Here is a 14,979-nt window from a genome sequence, read left to right as displayed (position 1 = left end):
TTCGACAAGCTCTGCCGGAGACGGTACCTTACGGGTAGCCCTAATGAAAATGATTATCAAGAAGGGGAATGATGCGGACGCCCGTCATCCTGGTCGCTGGCCAGACCGACACCGACCCGGTTGTGGGGTTGCTGCTGCGCGGCTCCGGCACGCTCGTCGTAGAGCACCGTTTCGACGGTCATGTGGTGCGTCGGACGATGGCGATGCTGCAGCGGGGCGTGCTGACGACGGCTGAGGCCGGGCTCGAACTCGCGCACGGGTGCGTGGCGTGCACCATCCGCAACGATCTGCTGGTGCTGTTGCGCCAGCTGCATCGCCGAGACGACGTCGAGCGTGTCGTGGTGCACCTGGCGCCCTGGCTTGAACCCGAACCGATTTGTGTGGCGATCAACCATGTCCGAGTGCGTGTGGCGGCCGGGTACGTCGACGGTCCTGCGGCTCTGGATGTCTCGATCGCCGCGGTGGTGAACTGTGTCGATTCGTCGGTGTGGTTGGGTCAGGCGCTCGGTGACACCGAACTCGACGATGGACGCACCCACGCCCAGGTGGTGGTCAATCAGGCCGAATTCGCCGACGTGGTCGTGCTCAACCGTCCCGACCCGCACGTGTCGGGCGCGCTGCGCCGTCTGTCGCCCCGCGCGCGCATCCGGGTCGGCGCCGACGGCATCGAGCGCGCCCTGGAACAGCTGCTGCCCGACGCGCGGCGTGGCCGAAGCGACGATCCACACGGTCCGCTGCTGGCCGGACAGCCTCCCTTGAATGCGCAGGGGTCGATCATGCTGGTCGAGTTCAATTCCCGGCGGCCCTTTCATCCGCACCGTCTGCACGCTTGCCGGGACCTGCTGCTCGACGGCGTGATCCGAACTCGTGGACGGCTTTGGCTAGCCAGCCAACGTGAGCACGCAATGTGGTTGGAATCGGCCGGCGGCGGATTGCGGGTGAGCTCGGCCGGCAAATGGCTGGCGGCCCTGACCGCGTCCGAGCTGGCCGGCATCGACGCAGAGCGTCGCGCCTTCGCCGAGCTGCGATGGGACGACCGCCATGGCGATCGACACACGGCGATGACCCTGCTGGTTTGCGGCGCCAGCCGCGGCGACATCCTCGACGGCCTGCACGGCGCGCTGCTCACCGACGAGGAGTACCGCTCGCCGCGGTACTGGATCCACTACGACGATCCGTTCGGCGACTGGCACGAAGACCCCTGTGCGGCAATGGCGGAAGCCGCCGAGGACACACGCGCCCGACAGACACGGGACGGAGACGGCCGATGAAACCCGGCATCCACCCCGACTACCACCCCGTGGTCTTCCAAGACGCCACCACAGGCTCGATGTTCCTGACCCGATCGACTCTCACGAGCTCTCGGAGCATCGAGTGGCAGACGCCGCACGGCGTGCGCACTTACCCGGTGGTCGTTGTGGAAGTCACCTCGGACTCACACCCGTTCTGGACCGGCGGGCGCCGCATCGTCGACACCGCCGGACAGGTGGAGAAGTTTCACCGCCGCTATGGCAACCGGAAATCATCCTCGTAGGCCCCCGCGACGCGGCCGTCAGGACGGCCGGGTGTCGGATGTGGTTGATCGGCGGCGCTTTCGAGGTCGGTGGCCGTCCGGCATCTCGGACAGGTGCCATACAGATCCACGTGGTGAGTGACGTCGCTGTAATGGTGTTGGCGGCTCAGCCGACGGGTGTGTTCTTCGATGGCGACGGGGGTAAATCCTTCGGCTCTACCGCACTGCCGGCAGACCAGGTAGTGACGATGGCCTGTTTCAGTGCGCAGGCGGTAGAGGATCTCACCGTCCTCGGCGCGCTGGGTCTCGGCGATCCGGTCGACGGCCAGCGTCCGCAAGATGCGGTAGACACTGGTCAAGCCAATTCCCAGCTGCCGGTCCCGGCGAATGTTTAGATAAAGCTGTTGGGCGCTGCGGAAGTTCTCCTGCTCCCGCAGGACCTCCAATACGGCTCGTTGCTTCTCCGTGGAACGTCTGCGCGGGGATTCAGGCGGCGATGACACCGGGAAACACTCCTTTCGGCACGTGGCATGACCGTCAAACCTGCGAGGGAGCAGACCTCGTTGGCGTGATGGTGGCGGGCGGGGCGCAGCTCGATTCGTCCACTTCCTGGGCGGCACCGCGCCGGCGGCGGTCGCCTGCCCAGACCGTCGCCCAGATGAGGCAGGCGATGGCGACGACGGTGGCGCTCGGTGGCAGGTTGAACATGGCTGATGCGCCCAGTCCGAACCACACCGCGCTCAGGCTGATCGCTGTCGAGGCGGCCATGGCGCTGACCGGGCGGGGTGTGAGCTTGATCGCGGTCGCAGCTGGAGTGACGACCAGGGCGAACAACAGCAGCGTGCCGACGGCTTGTACGGCCATCGCCACAGTCACCCCGAGCAGCGTCATGAAGATGATGGACAGCGCGCGTACGGGAACACCTTTGGCCTCGGCGACGAGAGCATTTACTGAGGCGAATAGCAGCGGTCGATAAATCACGCCGACGCTGAGCCCCAGCACCACGAGCAGGATTCCGAAGCTGACCAACTGGGCGTGGGAGATGGCCAGCAGGTTCCCGAACAGAACGTTCGTGACCGTGCTGGAGCTCTTGGTGGCGAGCGAGTTGAAGAACAGGCCCAAACCGGTCGCGGCGGCAAGAACCGTTCCGGTGACCACTTCGCGATCGGCGGACCGCTTGCCCAGCGCGCCAATCACCAGGGCTCCGCCGACGCAGAAGACACCGAGCCCGACGACCACGGGCACACCCAGAAGGACAGCGCCGGTCGCACCGGGAAATCCGATGTGCGCCAAGGCATGGGCGGCGAAGGCGGTCTGTCGCACCACGACGAAGTAGCCGATCAACCCGGCGGCCAGGGCCACGATGGTGCCGCCGATCAGGGCATTGCGCATGAATTCCGAAGTCAGAATCGGCCACCAATTCGGTTGGTAGCCAAGGGCTGCGAGGTGTGAGGTCACAGCATGCTCCTCATGTACCGTTCACCGAGCGGCGTGTGCGCGACTTGGATGGGAGTGCCGTATAGCTGGGTCAGCAGCGCATCGTCGACGACCTCGTCGATGGGTGCGTAATGCGGGTGCCCATCGAGCAGGTAAATCGCGCTGTCGAGAATCGGCAGCAGTGGGTTGAGGTCGTGGGAAACCACCAGGGTGGTCACGGCGAACTCGGTGTGCAGTCGGGCCAGCAGTGCGACGATGTCACGCTGGCTGTGAAGATCCAATGAGGCCAGCGGTTCGTCGAGAATCAGCAGCTTGGGGCGGTCCACCAGGGCCGCGGCGATCGCGATACGTTGCCGTTGCCCTCCGGACAGTGTTGATAGGCGCCGGCCGGCGATCTCGGTCGCCTCGACGGCGGCCAAGGCCTGGTCGACCTGCCTTCGCTCGGCCGCGGTGCTGCGCCCGAAGGCCCACTTGCGCCCAGTGAGTCCGAGCAGGACCACGTCGGCGGCGCGGACCGCCTCCCCCGAATTCTCGGCATAGTGTTGCGGCACGTAGCCGATGCGGTCGTTGGCCTCGCCGGGGCGATGGCCGAACACCTCGAGGTCGCCGGTGGCGGTCGGAATCAGACCGAGGACCATGTGCAACAGGGAGGTCTTGCCGGACCCGTTGGGTCCGATGACCGCGACGACGCCGCCCGCGGGCACCGTGAACGAACCATGCGACCAGATGAGTCGTCCGCCACGTACTGCGCTGACGTCGGTGAGCGCCAGCGCGGGCGGAGTCACTGCCTGCTCAGACCGCGACACCGAGGGCCTTCCCCAATGCGGTCAGCTGGGCGAATTGCCAGCCCTCAAACGAGGTTTGGCCGGGCGGCACGGTCTCGGTCACCTCGACGACGGGCACACCGGCCTGTTCGGCAGCAGAACGGATCTGTTGTGGGATCGAACCCTCGGTCTGTGTGTTGTAGACCAAGACGTCGACATGCCGGCCGGCCAGTGCGGTGCGGAACGCGTCAATGTCGGCCGGCGAGGGATCCGTCTCGTTGGCGGACGCTCGCTGATAGCCCGCCGGGGTCTTGTTGACCAGGCCCAACGCGTGCGCCTGGTAGTCGAAAACGGTTTCTGTGGCCGCGTAGGACTTGCCCGCCGCTGCGGTCTTTACCTTGCCGATGAGGCCGGTGTAGGGCGCGATAGCCGCGCTGAATTCCGATCTGCGTTGACTGAAGTAACTGGCAGCTGGTGGGTCGATCTGGGTCAACTCGGCGGTCACGGCGTCGGCGAGCGCGGTCACCGCCGATGGCAGATACCAAAGGTGCGGGTTGGCGCCGTCGGGGGTCTGTGTGACGGCGGCGACGCTCACCACACGGGCGCCGGCGGCGGAGCTGGCGGCGAGCTTGGAAGCCCACGGGTCGTAGTTGGCGCCGTTGACCACGACAAGTTCGGCGCCGGTGAAGGATGCCGCATCCGCCGGTGATGGCTCGTACTCGTGCGGGTCCACGGACGAGCTGGCAAGAATCGTTTTAACGGCCGCGCAAGAGCCGCCAAGTTCGGAAACGATGTCGCCCCACTGATCGACGCTGACCACCACGGGAACCGGGCCGGCCGGGCAAGACGCCGCCGCGGTGCTGCCGCTTGCTACAGGGCTGGTTGCCGCGCCTGAATTTGTCGCGGTTCTCGTATGGGCAGTCGAACAGCTCGTCGCAGCGAGGGTCAGCGCGGCCACGGCAACGACGGCGGCACGATGCACGCAGAAGTGCAGAACGCTCACAGGAGAACGATAACCGTTTTCATTAATGCTGGCGAGGAGCAGCCTGGATGAATTGGCGATCGGCGACGAAGCGCCTCGGCTGCTCCCGGTAATCTCGGTTGGGTGCGTAGTGAAGGTGATACCTGGGACATCACAACGAGTGTCGGTTCGACCGCCCTGTTCGTGGCCACCGCGCGAGCGTTGGAGGCGCAGAAGCCCGATCCGCTGGCCGTCGACCCGTACGCGGAGCTGTTCTGCCGCGCCGTCGGCGGCCCCGCGGCCGACGTCCTCGACGGCAAGGACCCCGACCACCCGCTGAAGACCGCCGACTTCGGCGAGCACTTCGTCAACTTCCAGGGCGCCCGCACCCGGTATTTCGACGAATACTTCCGCCGGGCGGCCGACGCCGGCGTGCGGCAGGTGGTCATCCTGGCCGCCGGTCTGGATTCCCGCGCCTACCGGCTGGACTGGCCGGCGGGCACCACGATCTTCGAGCTGGACCGTCCGCAGGTCTTGGACTTCAAGCGCGAGGTGCTCGCCGGCCACGGCGCCCAACCGCGCGCCGAGCGCCGGGAGATCGCCGTCGACCTTCGGGAGGACTGGCCGCAGGCCCTGCGCGACAACGGCTTTGATCCCGCCAGGCCGTCCGCGTGGATCGCCGAGGGCCTGCTGATCTATCTGCCGGCCGCCGCCCAGGAGCAGCTGTTCACCGGCGTCGACGGCCTGGCCGGGCAAGGCAGCCACGTCGCGATCGAGGACGGCGCCCCGCTCGAGCCGGACGAGTTCGAGGCCGCGGTCGAGGAGGAACGCGCGGCCGCCGCCGAGGGCGACCAGCGCCTGTTCTTTCGGTTGGTCTACAACGAGAGGCACGCGCCGGCCACCGAGTGGTTCGGCCAGCGCGGCTGGACCGCCGTCGGCACGCCGCTGGGCGATTACCTCCGGCAGGTCGGCCGGCCGGTGCCCGGTCCGGACACCGAGGCGGGGCCGATGATCGCGCGTAACACCCTGGTGAGCGCCGTCAAGGACTGACGGGAACTTTTCCCCACCTGCAACCGACTACTACCTGCGGGCTCGTGACGCCGCCGACAGCCCAGGCGGCCGTTTGATCCAGCCCGATCGGTAAGGAGTCGTTGCTATGACCGCGCCGGTGTGGATGGCGTTGCCCCCGGAGGTCCATTCGGCCCAGCTGAGCAGCGGTCCCGGCCCGGGCGGCCTGCTGGCCGCCGCCGCGGGGTGGAGTTCGCTGAGCGCCAGCTACGCCTCGGCGGCCGACGAACTGACGGGAATCCTGGCCGCGGTGCAGGCCGGGGCGTGGGAGGGGCCGACCGCCGAGCAGTACGTGGCCGCGCACGCGCCGTATCTGGCGTGGCTGATGCGGGCCGGCGCCAACAGCGCCGCGGTGGCCACCCAGCACGAGACCGCCGCGACCGCCTACACCGTGGCCTTGGCCGCCATGCCGACGCTGCTGGAGCTGGCCGCCAATCACGCGATCCACGGCGTGCTGCTGGCGACCAACTTCTTCGGCATCAACACCATTCCCATCGCGCTGAACGAGGCGGACTACGTCCGGATGTGGGTCCAGGCGGCCACCACCATGGCTTCCTATCAAGCGGTCGCCGGCACGGCGGTCGCGTCCGTGCCGCAGACCGATCCGGCGCCGCAGATCCTGCACGCGGCCGACGACAACAGCGATGGCACCGACACCGGCGACAGCGGCGACATCATCGACAATGACGGCGGCGATCCGACGCAATGGAGTTGGTGGGTCAACCGGCTCACCGAGGTCACCCAGACGCTGGGCCGCGACATCGAGGAATTTCCCGAGAACCCCGCCGAGGCGATATCCCAGATCGAGAACGACATCCCGCTGCTGGTTGCGGACGAGTTCACCCACGTCGGGGAAGTCATCGACACCTTCCCGCAGCTGCAGGCGGTAATCCCGCTCGCGCTCACCGCGCCGCTGGGCGCCGGCTTCCTGGGCGGGTTCGCGGGGCTGAGCGGGCTCGCCGGGATCCAACCGGGTGCGGCCCCCGTGGTGGCAGCCGCACCCATGCCCGATGCAACGGCGATGCCGGCGACCGCCGGCACGCCGGCCGTGAGCGTCGCCTCCTCCGCTCCCGCCCCGGGCCCGGCCTCGGCGCCGGTTCCCGCGCCGGCGCCGCTGTCGGTGGCGGCCGGAGCGCCGCCCCCGCCGCCGCCGGGCGTCGCGGGGGGCGCCTTCCCCTACCTGGTGGGCGGCCCGACCGTCGGGTCCGGCACAGGGATGAGCGGCAGGGCACGCCGGAAGGCGCCGGAGCCGGACAGCGTGGCGGCCCCGGCGGCGGCGGCCGCGGCGCGGCAAGAACAACGGGCGCGTCGACGCCGGCGGGCGGCGATGCACGACAACCACCGCGGTTATCGCTACGAATTCGTGGACCCGGAGTGGGACGCGGGCGACGGGCCGACCCTCGACGCGGCGCAGTCGGTCGAGTCCGACCGCGGCGCGGGCGCCCTGGGTTTCGCCGGAACGGCGCGCCAGCGGGCTGGGGCGGCGGCGGGGCTGGCGACGCTTCCCGGTGACGAGTTCGGCGGCGGCCCAACGGTGCCGATGGTGCCGGGAACCTGGGAGCGCGAGCGACTTGATAATGAAAACGATTTTCAGTAAGCTTCGCTGGTCGCCGGAGCCCGCCGCCGGTCGCCAACGCGCTGGTCAGCGGGGTCGGTACGGGCTTGGAGTCGCGAGGCGAGCGGGCTTGGAGACCTCGACACTTAGCTTATGCAATGCTAACTTCAGGCGGGTTAGGTTAGGGGAGGCTACATAGATGGGAAGAAGCGGCCGTGGAAGGTGGTGACAGCGGCGTGCTCGCAGCTCAGCCCGTCAATTCTCGCTCGGACGGCAGGGTGGACGGCGACGTCGTCAGCCGGTTCGCGACCTGTTGTCGCGCGCTCGGGGTCGCGGTCTACGACCGGCAGCGTCCCGCCGACCTGGCCGCCGCACGCTCCGGCTTCACCGCGCTGACGCGCATCGCGCACGACCAATGCGACGCGTGGACCGGGCTGGCCGCGGCCGGCGACGTCTCGCTTCGCGTGCTGGAGGCCGTGTCCCGCACGGCGACCACGTCGGGCAGGTTGCAGCGCCAGGTGGAGCTGCCGCCCGGGGCCCTGGGCTTCCGCTATGACACCGGCCTCTACCTGCAGTTCCGCGCCGCCGCCCCCGACGACTTCCACCTCGCCTACGCCGCGGCGCTGGCTGCAACCGGGCGGTTCGCCGAGGCGCATGAGATCGTCGCCGGCCTCAGCACACGCCGCCCCGGCTGGCGCGAGGCCCGCTGGGTCGCCGTCGTCATCAACTACCGCGCCGAGCGCTGGTCGGACGTCGTCAAGCTGCTCACCCCGATCGTCAACGACACCGATCTCGACGAGACGTTTTCCCACGCGGCGAAGGTGACCCTGGGCACCGCGCTGGCCCGGCTGGGCATGTTCGCACCGGCGCTGTCCTACCTCGAGGAGCCCGAGGGGCCCGTCGCGGTGGCGGCGGTGGACGGCGCGCTGGCCAAGGGGTTGGTGCTGCGCGCGCACGTCGACGAGGAGTCGGCGAGCGAAGTGCTGCAGGAGCTGTACGCGGCCCACCCCGGCAACGAACAGGTCGAACAGGCTCTGTCCGACACCAGCTTTGGGATCGTGACGACCACGGGTGCCCGCATCGACGCCCGCACCGACCCCTGGGACCCCGGCACCGAGCCCACCGCCGAGGACTTCGTCGACCCCGCTGCCCACGAGCGCAAGGCCGCGCTGCTGCACGAGGCCGAACGCCAGCTCGCCGAGTTCATCGGTCTGGACGAGGTCAAGAACCAGGTGTCGCGGCTGAAGAGCTCGGTGGCCATGGAACTGGTACGCAAGCAACGCGGGCTGACGGTGGCGCAGCGCACCCACCACCTGGTGTTCGCCGGTCCGCCCGGGACTGGTAAGACCACCATCGCCCGCGTGGTGGCCAAAATCTATTGCGGCCTTGGGCTTTTGAAGCGGGAGAACATCCGCGAGGTGCACCGCGCCGACCTGATCGGCCAGCACATCGGCGAGACCGAGGCCAAGACCAACGCGATCATCGACAGCGCGCTGGACGGGGTGCTGTTCCTCGACGAGGCCTACGCCCTGGTGGCCACCGGCGCCAAGAACGACTTCGGGCTGGTGGCCATCGACACCCTGTTGGCCCGCATGGAGAACGACCGCGACCGGCTGGTGGTCATCATCGCCGGCTACCGGGCGGATCTGGATAAGTTCCTCGACACCAACGAGGGCTTGCGGTCCCGGTTCACCCGCAGCATCGACTTCCCCTCCTACACACCGGGGGAGCTGGCGGAGATCGCGCACAAGATGGCCGAGCAGCGCGACAGCGTCTTCGAGCCCGCCGCGCTGGACCACATGGAGGCCTTGTTCTTGAAGTTGGCCACCGAGTCGACGCCGGACGCCAACGGGATCGCGCGGCGCAACCTCGACATCGCGGGCAACGGCCGGTTCGTCCGCAACATCGTCGAGCGCTCCGAGGAAGAACGCGAATTCCGCCTCGACCATTCGGAACACGCCGGAACCGGGGAATTCAGTGACGAGGAGCTGATGACGATCACCGACCAGGACGTCGAGAAGTCGGTGGAGCCGCTGTTGCGTGGTCTCGGGCTGTCGGTGCCCGCATGACGACCAATAACCATGAGCCCGAGACGGACCGGCGCTCGTTCGCCTCGCGGACCCCGGTCAACGACAACCCCGACAAGGTGGAGTACCGCCGCGGCTTCGTCACCCGCCATCAGGTGAGCGGCTGGCGCTTCGTGATGCGCCGCATCGCCTCCGGCATCGCCCTGCACGACACCCGGATGCTGGTCGACCCGCTGCGCACCCAGTCGCGCGCGGTGCTGATGGGCGCGCTCATCCTGGTCACCGGCCTGGCGGGCTGCTTCGTGTTCTCGCTGATTCGGCCCAGCGGGACGGCGGGTAACAACGCGGTGCTCGCCGACCGCTCGACCGCCGCGCTGTACGTGCGCGTCGGCGAGGACCTGCACCCGGTCCTCAACCTGACCTCGGCCCGGCTGATCGTCGGCAAGCCGGTCACCCCCACCACGGTGAAAAGCAGTGAGCTGGACCGGTTTCCGCGGGGCAACCTGATCGGCATCCCGGGCGCGCCCGAGCGCATGGTGCAGAACGTCTCGCACGACGCCAACTGGACGGTGTGCGACGCCGTCGGTGGAACTCCCCCCCTTCGCGGGGGCCCCACGCGGGGCGCGCACAGCACGGGCGTCACGGTGATCGCCGGCCCGCCCGACGGCAATGGGGCGCGGGCGACCGTCATCCACGCCAATCAGGGGATCCTGGTGGACAACGGCAGCACCACCTGGCTGCTCTGGGACGGCAAGCGGAGCCAGATCGACCTGGCCAACCACGCCGTCACCAACGCCCTCGGCCTCGGCGTCGGAGATTCCGACGTGCCCGCGCCGCGCCCGATCGCGCAGGGGCTGTTCAACGCGATACCCGAGTCGCCCCCGCTGACGGCGCCGTCGATCCCGAACGCCGGTGGCCCCGCGGGCTTTTCGGTGCCGGCACCGATCGGCGCGGTCGTCGTCTCGTACGGCCTGGAGCAAAACTCGTCCGGCACCCTGCATTACTACGCGGTGTTGCCCGACGGCCTGCAGCCGATTTCGCCGGTGCTCGCCGCGATCCTGCGCAACTCCAATTCCTATGGGCTGGACCAACCGCCGCGGCTCGGCGCCGACGAGGTGGCGAAACTGCCGGTGTCGCGGCTGCTGGACACCGGCCGCTACCCCGATCAGCAGGTTGCCCTGATCGACGCGGCGAAGAGCCCCGTCGCCTGCGCGTACTGGAGCAAGCCGGCCGGCGCGGCGACGAGCTCGCTGAGCCTGCTCTCCGGGTCGGTGTTGCCGGTACCGGAGGCGGTGCGCACGGTGGACCTGGTCGCCGCCGGCTCCGAGGGCACCGCCACCCGCGTCGCCCTGGCGCCGGGAACCGGCTACTTCACCCAGACGGTGGGCGGCGGGTCTGCGGCGCCGCCGGCCGGCTCGTTGTTCTGGGTATCCGACACCGGGGTGCGCTACGGCATCGACAACGAGGCAGAGAACGGGCCAGGGGCCGTCGGGCACGGGAAAACGGTTGAGGCGCTTGGCCTGAACGCGCCCGCGGTGCCGGTCCCGTGGTCGGTGCTGTCGCTGTTTGCGCCCGGCCCGACGCTGTCGCGCGCCGACGCGCTGCTGGCCCACGACGGCCTGGCGCCCGACGCCAAGCCCGGTCGCCCGGTCGCGGCGCAGGGAGAGGGACGATGAGCCGACTGATCTTCGAGGCCCGCCGCCGGCTCGCGCCGCCGGCGACGCGCAAGGGCACCATCACCATCGAGGCGCCCCCGGAGCTGCCCCGGGTGGTCCCCCCGTCGTTTCTGCGGCGCGCCATGCCCTATGTGCTTGTGATCCTGATCGTCGGCATGGTGGTGGCGCTGGTGGCCACCGGCATGCGGGTCATCTCCCCGCAGACGCTGTTCTTCCCCTTCGTGTTGCTGCTGGCGGCGACCGCGCTGTACCGCGGCAACGACAACAAGACCCGCACCGAGGAGGTCGACGCCGAACGCGCCGACTACCTGCGTTACCTGTCGGTGGTGCGGGACAACATCCGCACCCAGGCCGCCCAGCAGCGGGCGGCCGCGGAGTGGTCGCACCCGGACCCGGCGGCGCTCGCGGCGGTGCCCGGCTCGCGGCGTCAGTGGGAGCGCGACCCGCACGACCCCGACTTCCTGGTGTTGCGGGCCGGCCGTCACCAGGCGCCGCTGGCCACCGCGCTGCGGGTCAACGACACCGCCGACGAGATCGACTTGGAACCCGTGTCGCACAGCGCATTACGCAGCCTGCTCGCCACCCAGCGCACCGTCCGCGACGTCCCGACCGGAATCGACTTGGCCAAGGTCTCGCGGATCACCGTGCTGGGCGCGGAAGATGAGGTGCGGGGGGCGTTGCGCGCCTGGATCGCCCAGGCGGTGACGTGGCACGACCCCACGGTGCTCGGCGTGGCGCTGGCCTCCCGAGACCTGGAATGCCCGGACTGGCCCTGGCTGAAGTGGTTGCCGCACGCCGACATTCCGGGCGAGCTCGACGGTGTGGGCCCGGCCCGCTTCTTGTCGACGGACGCCGACGAGCTGGTCGCGATGCTGGGGCCGGCGCTCGTCGATCGCCCCGCGTTCACGGGTGAGCCCGCAGATGCGTTGCGGCACTTGCTGATCCTCGTCGACGACCCCGACTATGACCTCAACGCCTCGGCGCTGGCGGTGGGCCGGGCGGGAGTCACCGTCGTGCACTGCTCCGCCAGCCCCCCGCACCGGGAGCAGTATTCGGACCCGGAGAAGCCGATTTTGCGGGTTGCGGGCGGCGCCATCGAACGCTGGCAGACCGGCGGCTGGCAGCCGTACGTCGACAGCGCGGATCGACTCGCCGCGGACGACGCCGCACACCTGGCGCGGCAGCTGTCGCGATGGGACTCCAACCCGACGCATGCCGGCCTGCGCTCCGCGGCCACCCGCGGCGCGACGTTCACCACGCTGCTGGGCATCCCGGACGCGTCGCGGCTGGACGTGCCGACGATGTGGGCGCCGCGCCGCCGCGACGACGAGTTGCGCGTTCCGATCGGCGTCACCGCGACCGGCGAGCCGCTGATGTTCGACCTCAAGGACGAGGCCGAGGGCGGAATGGGCCCACACGGGCTGATGATCGGCATGACCGGGTCCGGCAAGTCACAGACCCTCATGTCCATCCTATTGTCGCTGTTGACAACCCATTCGGCGGACCGGCTGATCGTCATCTACGCCGACTTCAAGGGCGAGGCCGGCGCCGACAGCTTCCGGAACTTCCCGCAGGTCGTCGCGGTGATCTCGAACATGGCCGAGAAGAAATCGCTGGCCGACCGCTTCGCCGACACGCTGCGCGGCGAGGTGGCCCGCCGCGAGACGCTGCTGCGGGAGGCCGGCCGCCGGGTGCAGGGCAGCGCGTTCAACTCGGTCACCGAATACGAGAACGCTCGGGAATCTGGGGCGCCGGCCGCCGCCGATCTCCCGCCCATCCCCACGTTATTCGTCGTCGCCGACGAATTCACCCTGATGCTGGCCGACCATCCGGAATACGCGGAGCTGTTCGACTACGTGGCCCGCAAAGGGCGCTCGTTCCGCATCCACATCCTGTTCGCGTCCCAGACGCTGGACGTGGGCAAGATCAAGGACATCGACAAGAACACCTCATACCGCATCGGTTTGAAGGTGGCCAGCCCCAGCGTTTCCCGCCAGATCATCGGCGTCGAGGACGCGTACCACATCGAATCCGGCAAGGAGCACAAGGGCGTGGCCTTTTTGGTGCCCGCACCCGGCGCGACCCCAATCAAATTCCGCAGCACCTACGTCGATGGCATCTACGATCCACCGCGGGCGGCCAAAGCCCTTGTGGTGCACTCGAACCCGGAGCCCAAGCTGTTCACGGCAGGGATGGTGGAGCCCGATCACGGCACCGTGATATCCACCGGTGAGGACGAGGACTTTGCCGGACCGCCGCGCAAGCTGATCGCGACCATCGGCGAGCAGCTGGCGGGCTACGGGCCGCGGGCGCCGCAGCTGTGGCTGCCGCCGCTGGACGAGCCGATCCCGTTGACCGCGGTGCTGGCGCGCGCCGGCGTGGCGCAGGGGCAATGGCGCTGGCCGCTCGGCGAGATCGACAAACCCTTCGAGATGCGCCGCGACGCCTTGGTGTTCGACGCCTCGTCGTCGGCGGGCAACATGGTGATCCACGGCGGCCCCAAGTCCGGGAAATCGACTGCGCTGCAGACGTTCATTCTGTCGGCGGCCAGCCTGCATTCGCCGCGCGAGGTCACGTTCTACTGCCTGGACTACGGCGGCGGGCAACTGCGGGCGCTGGAAGACCTGGCGCACGTCGGCAGCGTCGCCTCGGCGCTGGAACCCGAACGCATCCGCCGCACCTTCGGCGAGCTGGAGCAGCTGCTGCTGTCCCGACAGCAGCGCGAGGCCTTCCGGGAAAGGCACGGCGCCGCCCCGGACGACGGCTACGGCGAGGTGTTCCTGGTCATCGACAACCTCTACGCGTTCGGGCGGGACAACACCGACCAGTTCAACACCCGTAATCCCTTGCTGGCCAAGGTGACCGAGCTGGTCAACATCGGCCTGGCCTACGGCATCCACGTGGTCGTCACCACTCCCAGCTGGCTGGAGGTGCCGCTGGCCATGCGCGACGGCCTCGGGCTGCGGCTCGAGCTCAAGTTGCACGACGCGCGGGACAGCAACGTACGGGTGGTCGGCGCGCTGCGCCGTCCGGCCGACAGCGTTCCGCACGACCAGCCGGGCCGCGGATTGACCATGGCCGCCGAGCACTTCCTGTTCGCGCTTCCCGAGCTCGGCCAGGTCGCCGCGATCAACGCCCGCTACCCGGGGGTCTCGGCACCGCCGGTGCGGCTGCTGCCCACCGACCTCACGCCCGACGCGCTGGGGCCGCTGTACCGCGGCGCGGAGTCGGTGGTCATCGGCCAGCGCGAAGAGGACCTCGCGCCCGTCACAGTCGATTTCGCCGAGAATCCACTGCTGATGGTGTTAGGCGACAGCAGGTCCGGGAAGACGACGCTGCTGCGCCACATCATTCGCACCGTCCGCGAGCACTCCACCGCCGATCAGGTGGCGTTCACGGTGCTGGACCGGCGGCTGCACCTCGTCGACGAGCCACTGTTCCCCGAAAACGAATACACGGCCAACATCGACCGGGTCGCCCCGGCGATGCTCGGGCTCGCCAACCTGATCGAGTCTCGGCGGCCACCGGCGGGCTTGTCGCCGGCGGAGCTGTCCCGCTGGCGCTACCAGGGCCACACCCACTACCTGATCATCGACGACGTCGACCAGATCCCGGATTCGCCCGCGATGAGCGGTCCGTACGTCGGGCAGCGGCCGTGGACCCCGCTGATCGCGCAGCTGGCGCAGGCCGGCGATCTGGGCCTGCGGGTGATCGTCACGGCGCGCGCCACCGGGTCGGCCCACGCCTTGATGACCAGCCCGTTGCTGCGCCGCTTCAACGACCTGCAGGCGACCACGTTGATGCTGTCGGGCAATCCGCAGGACAGCGGCAAGATCCGGGGCCAGCGGTTCGGCCGGCTGCCCGCCGGCCGGGCAATCCTGCTGGGCGACAGCGATATTCCCACGTATGTGCAGTTGGTCAACCCGCTCGCCGGGGAGGCCGTGATGTCCGGTGAGACGCAACAGAAGGGGAGTTAGT

Annotated in this window: 10 protein-coding genes and 1 pseudogene; 7 read left to right on the top strand and 4 right to left on the bottom strand. The window is 69.1% G+C overall.

What is annotated here, in order from left to right; genetic code table 11:
* Positions 1–71: 71 nt before the first annotated feature.
* On the top strand, positions 72–1,271 hold the full coding sequence (mrf, locus tag A5787_RS15045) for a ribosome hibernation factor-recruiting GTPase MRF (protein ID WP_066968423.1): 1,200 nt from the start codon (positions 72–74) through the stop codon (positions 1,269–1,271).
* Positions 1,268–1,534, top strand: a complete 267-nt coding sequence (locus A5787_RS15040) for a type B 50S ribosomal protein L31 (RefSeq protein ID WP_066968252.1) — start codon at positions 1,268–1,270, stop codon at positions 1,532–1,534. The genes mrf and A5787_RS15040 overlap by 4 nt, the downstream gene beginning before the upstream one ends.
* Before the next feature lie 77 nt (positions 1,535–1,611).
* Here the strand turns inward: A5787_RS15040 and A5787_RS26760 are convergent.
* From A5787_RS26760 to A5787_RS15020, 4 genes and pseudogenes are all read right to left on the bottom strand, one after another.
* A pseudogene (locus A5787_RS26760) lies at positions 1,612–1,959 on the bottom strand (Fur family transcriptional regulator); the annotation flags it as partial.
* A 91-nt stretch (positions 1,960–2,050) separates the two neighbouring features.
* Positions 2,051–2,905: a metal ABC transporter permease gene (locus A5787_RS15030; RefSeq protein ID WP_082977238.1), complete on the bottom strand. Its 855-nt coding sequence runs from the start codon at positions 2,903–2,905 to the stop codon at positions 2,051–2,053.
* A 62-nt stretch (positions 2,906–2,967) separates the two neighbouring features.
* Positions 2,968–3,735 carry a metal ABC transporter ATP-binding protein gene (locus A5787_RS15025; protein ID WP_369829119.1) on the bottom strand — a complete coding sequence of 256 codons (768 nt, stop codon included), beginning with the start codon at positions 3,733–3,735 and terminating at the stop codon, positions 2,968–2,970.
* Between the two features lie 7 nt (positions 3,736–3,742).
* Positions 3,743–4,534 carry a metal ABC transporter solute-binding protein, Zn/Mn family gene (locus A5787_RS15020; RefSeq protein WP_066968419.1) on the bottom strand — a complete coding sequence of 264 codons (792 nt, stop codon included), beginning with the start codon at positions 4,532–4,534 and terminating at the stop codon, positions 3,743–3,745.
* A gap of 285 nt (positions 4,535–4,819) precedes the next feature.
* On the opposite strand from A5787_RS15020, the gene A5787_RS15015 reads away from it, so the two are divergent.
* The 5 genes from A5787_RS15015 to eccCa all read left to right on the top strand — a co-directional run bounded on the left by A5787_RS15015 (position 4,820) and on the right by eccCa (position 14,978).
* On the top strand, positions 4,820–5,725 hold the full coding sequence (locus tag A5787_RS15015; RefSeq protein WP_066968243.1) for a class I SAM-dependent methyltransferase: 906 nt from the start codon (positions 4,820–4,822) through the stop codon (positions 5,723–5,725).
* Positions 5,726–5,831: 106 nt separating this feature from the next.
* Positions 5,832–7,340 (top strand): PPE family protein, encoded by a 1,509-nt coding sequence (locus A5787_RS15010; RefSeq protein ID WP_066968240.1) that lies wholly within the window; start codon positions 5,832–5,834, stop codon positions 7,338–7,340.
* A gap of 173 nt (positions 7,341–7,513) precedes the next feature.
* A complete protein-coding gene (eccA, locus tag A5787_RS15005) occupies positions 7,514–9,367 on the top strand; it encodes a type VII secretion AAA-ATPase EccA (protein WP_066968237.1) in 1,854 nt (617 codons plus the stop codon).
* Positions 9,364–11,001: a type VII secretion protein EccB gene (gene eccB, locus A5787_RS15000; protein ID WP_066968234.1), complete on the top strand. Its 1,638-nt coding sequence runs from the start codon at positions 9,364–9,366 to the stop codon at positions 10,999–11,001. The genes eccA and eccB overlap by 4 nt, the downstream gene beginning before the upstream one ends.
* Positions 10,998–14,978 (top strand): type VII secretion protein EccCa, encoded by a 3,981-nt coding sequence (eccCa, locus tag A5787_RS14995; protein WP_066968231.1) that lies wholly within the window; start codon positions 10,998–11,000, stop codon positions 14,976–14,978. The genes eccB and eccCa overlap by 4 nt, the downstream gene beginning before the upstream one ends.
* Position 14,979 lies beyond the last annotated feature (1 nt).

Source organism: Mycobacterium sp. 852002-50816_SCH5313054-b (genome assembly GCF_001667185.1).
Taxonomy (GTDB): Bacteria; Actinomycetota; Actinomycetes; order Mycobacteriales; family Mycobacteriaceae; genus Mycobacterium.
This window is presented reverse-complemented; position numbering and strand designations above follow the sequence as displayed.

What these genes read in the sequence shown, in the direction of transcription:
- A5787_RS15040 (WP_066968252.1), top strand. Translation starts at nt 1,268, where the DNA reads ATGAAACCCGGCATCCACCCCGACTACCACCCCGTGGTCTTCCAAGAC.
- eccB (WP_066968234.1), top strand. Translation starts at nt 9,364, where the DNA reads ATGACGACCAATAACCATGAGCCCGAGACGGACCGGCGCTCGTTCGCC.
- A5787_RS15030 (WP_082977238.1), bottom strand. Translation starts at nt 2,905, where the DNA reads ATGCGCAATGCCCTGATCGGCGGCACCATCGTGGCCCTGGCCGCCGGG.
- eccCa (WP_066968231.1), top strand. Translation starts at nt 10,998, where the DNA reads ATGAGCCGACTGATCTTCGAGGCCCGCCGCCGGCTCGCGCCGCCGGCG.
- mrf (WP_066968423.1), top strand. Translation starts at nt 72, where the DNA reads ATGCGGACGCCCGTCATCCTGGTCGCTGGCCAGACCGACACCGACCCG.
- A5787_RS15010 (WP_066968240.1), top strand. Translation starts at nt 5,832, where the DNA reads ATGACCGCGCCGGTGTGGATGGCGTTGCCCCCGGAGGTCCATTCGGCC.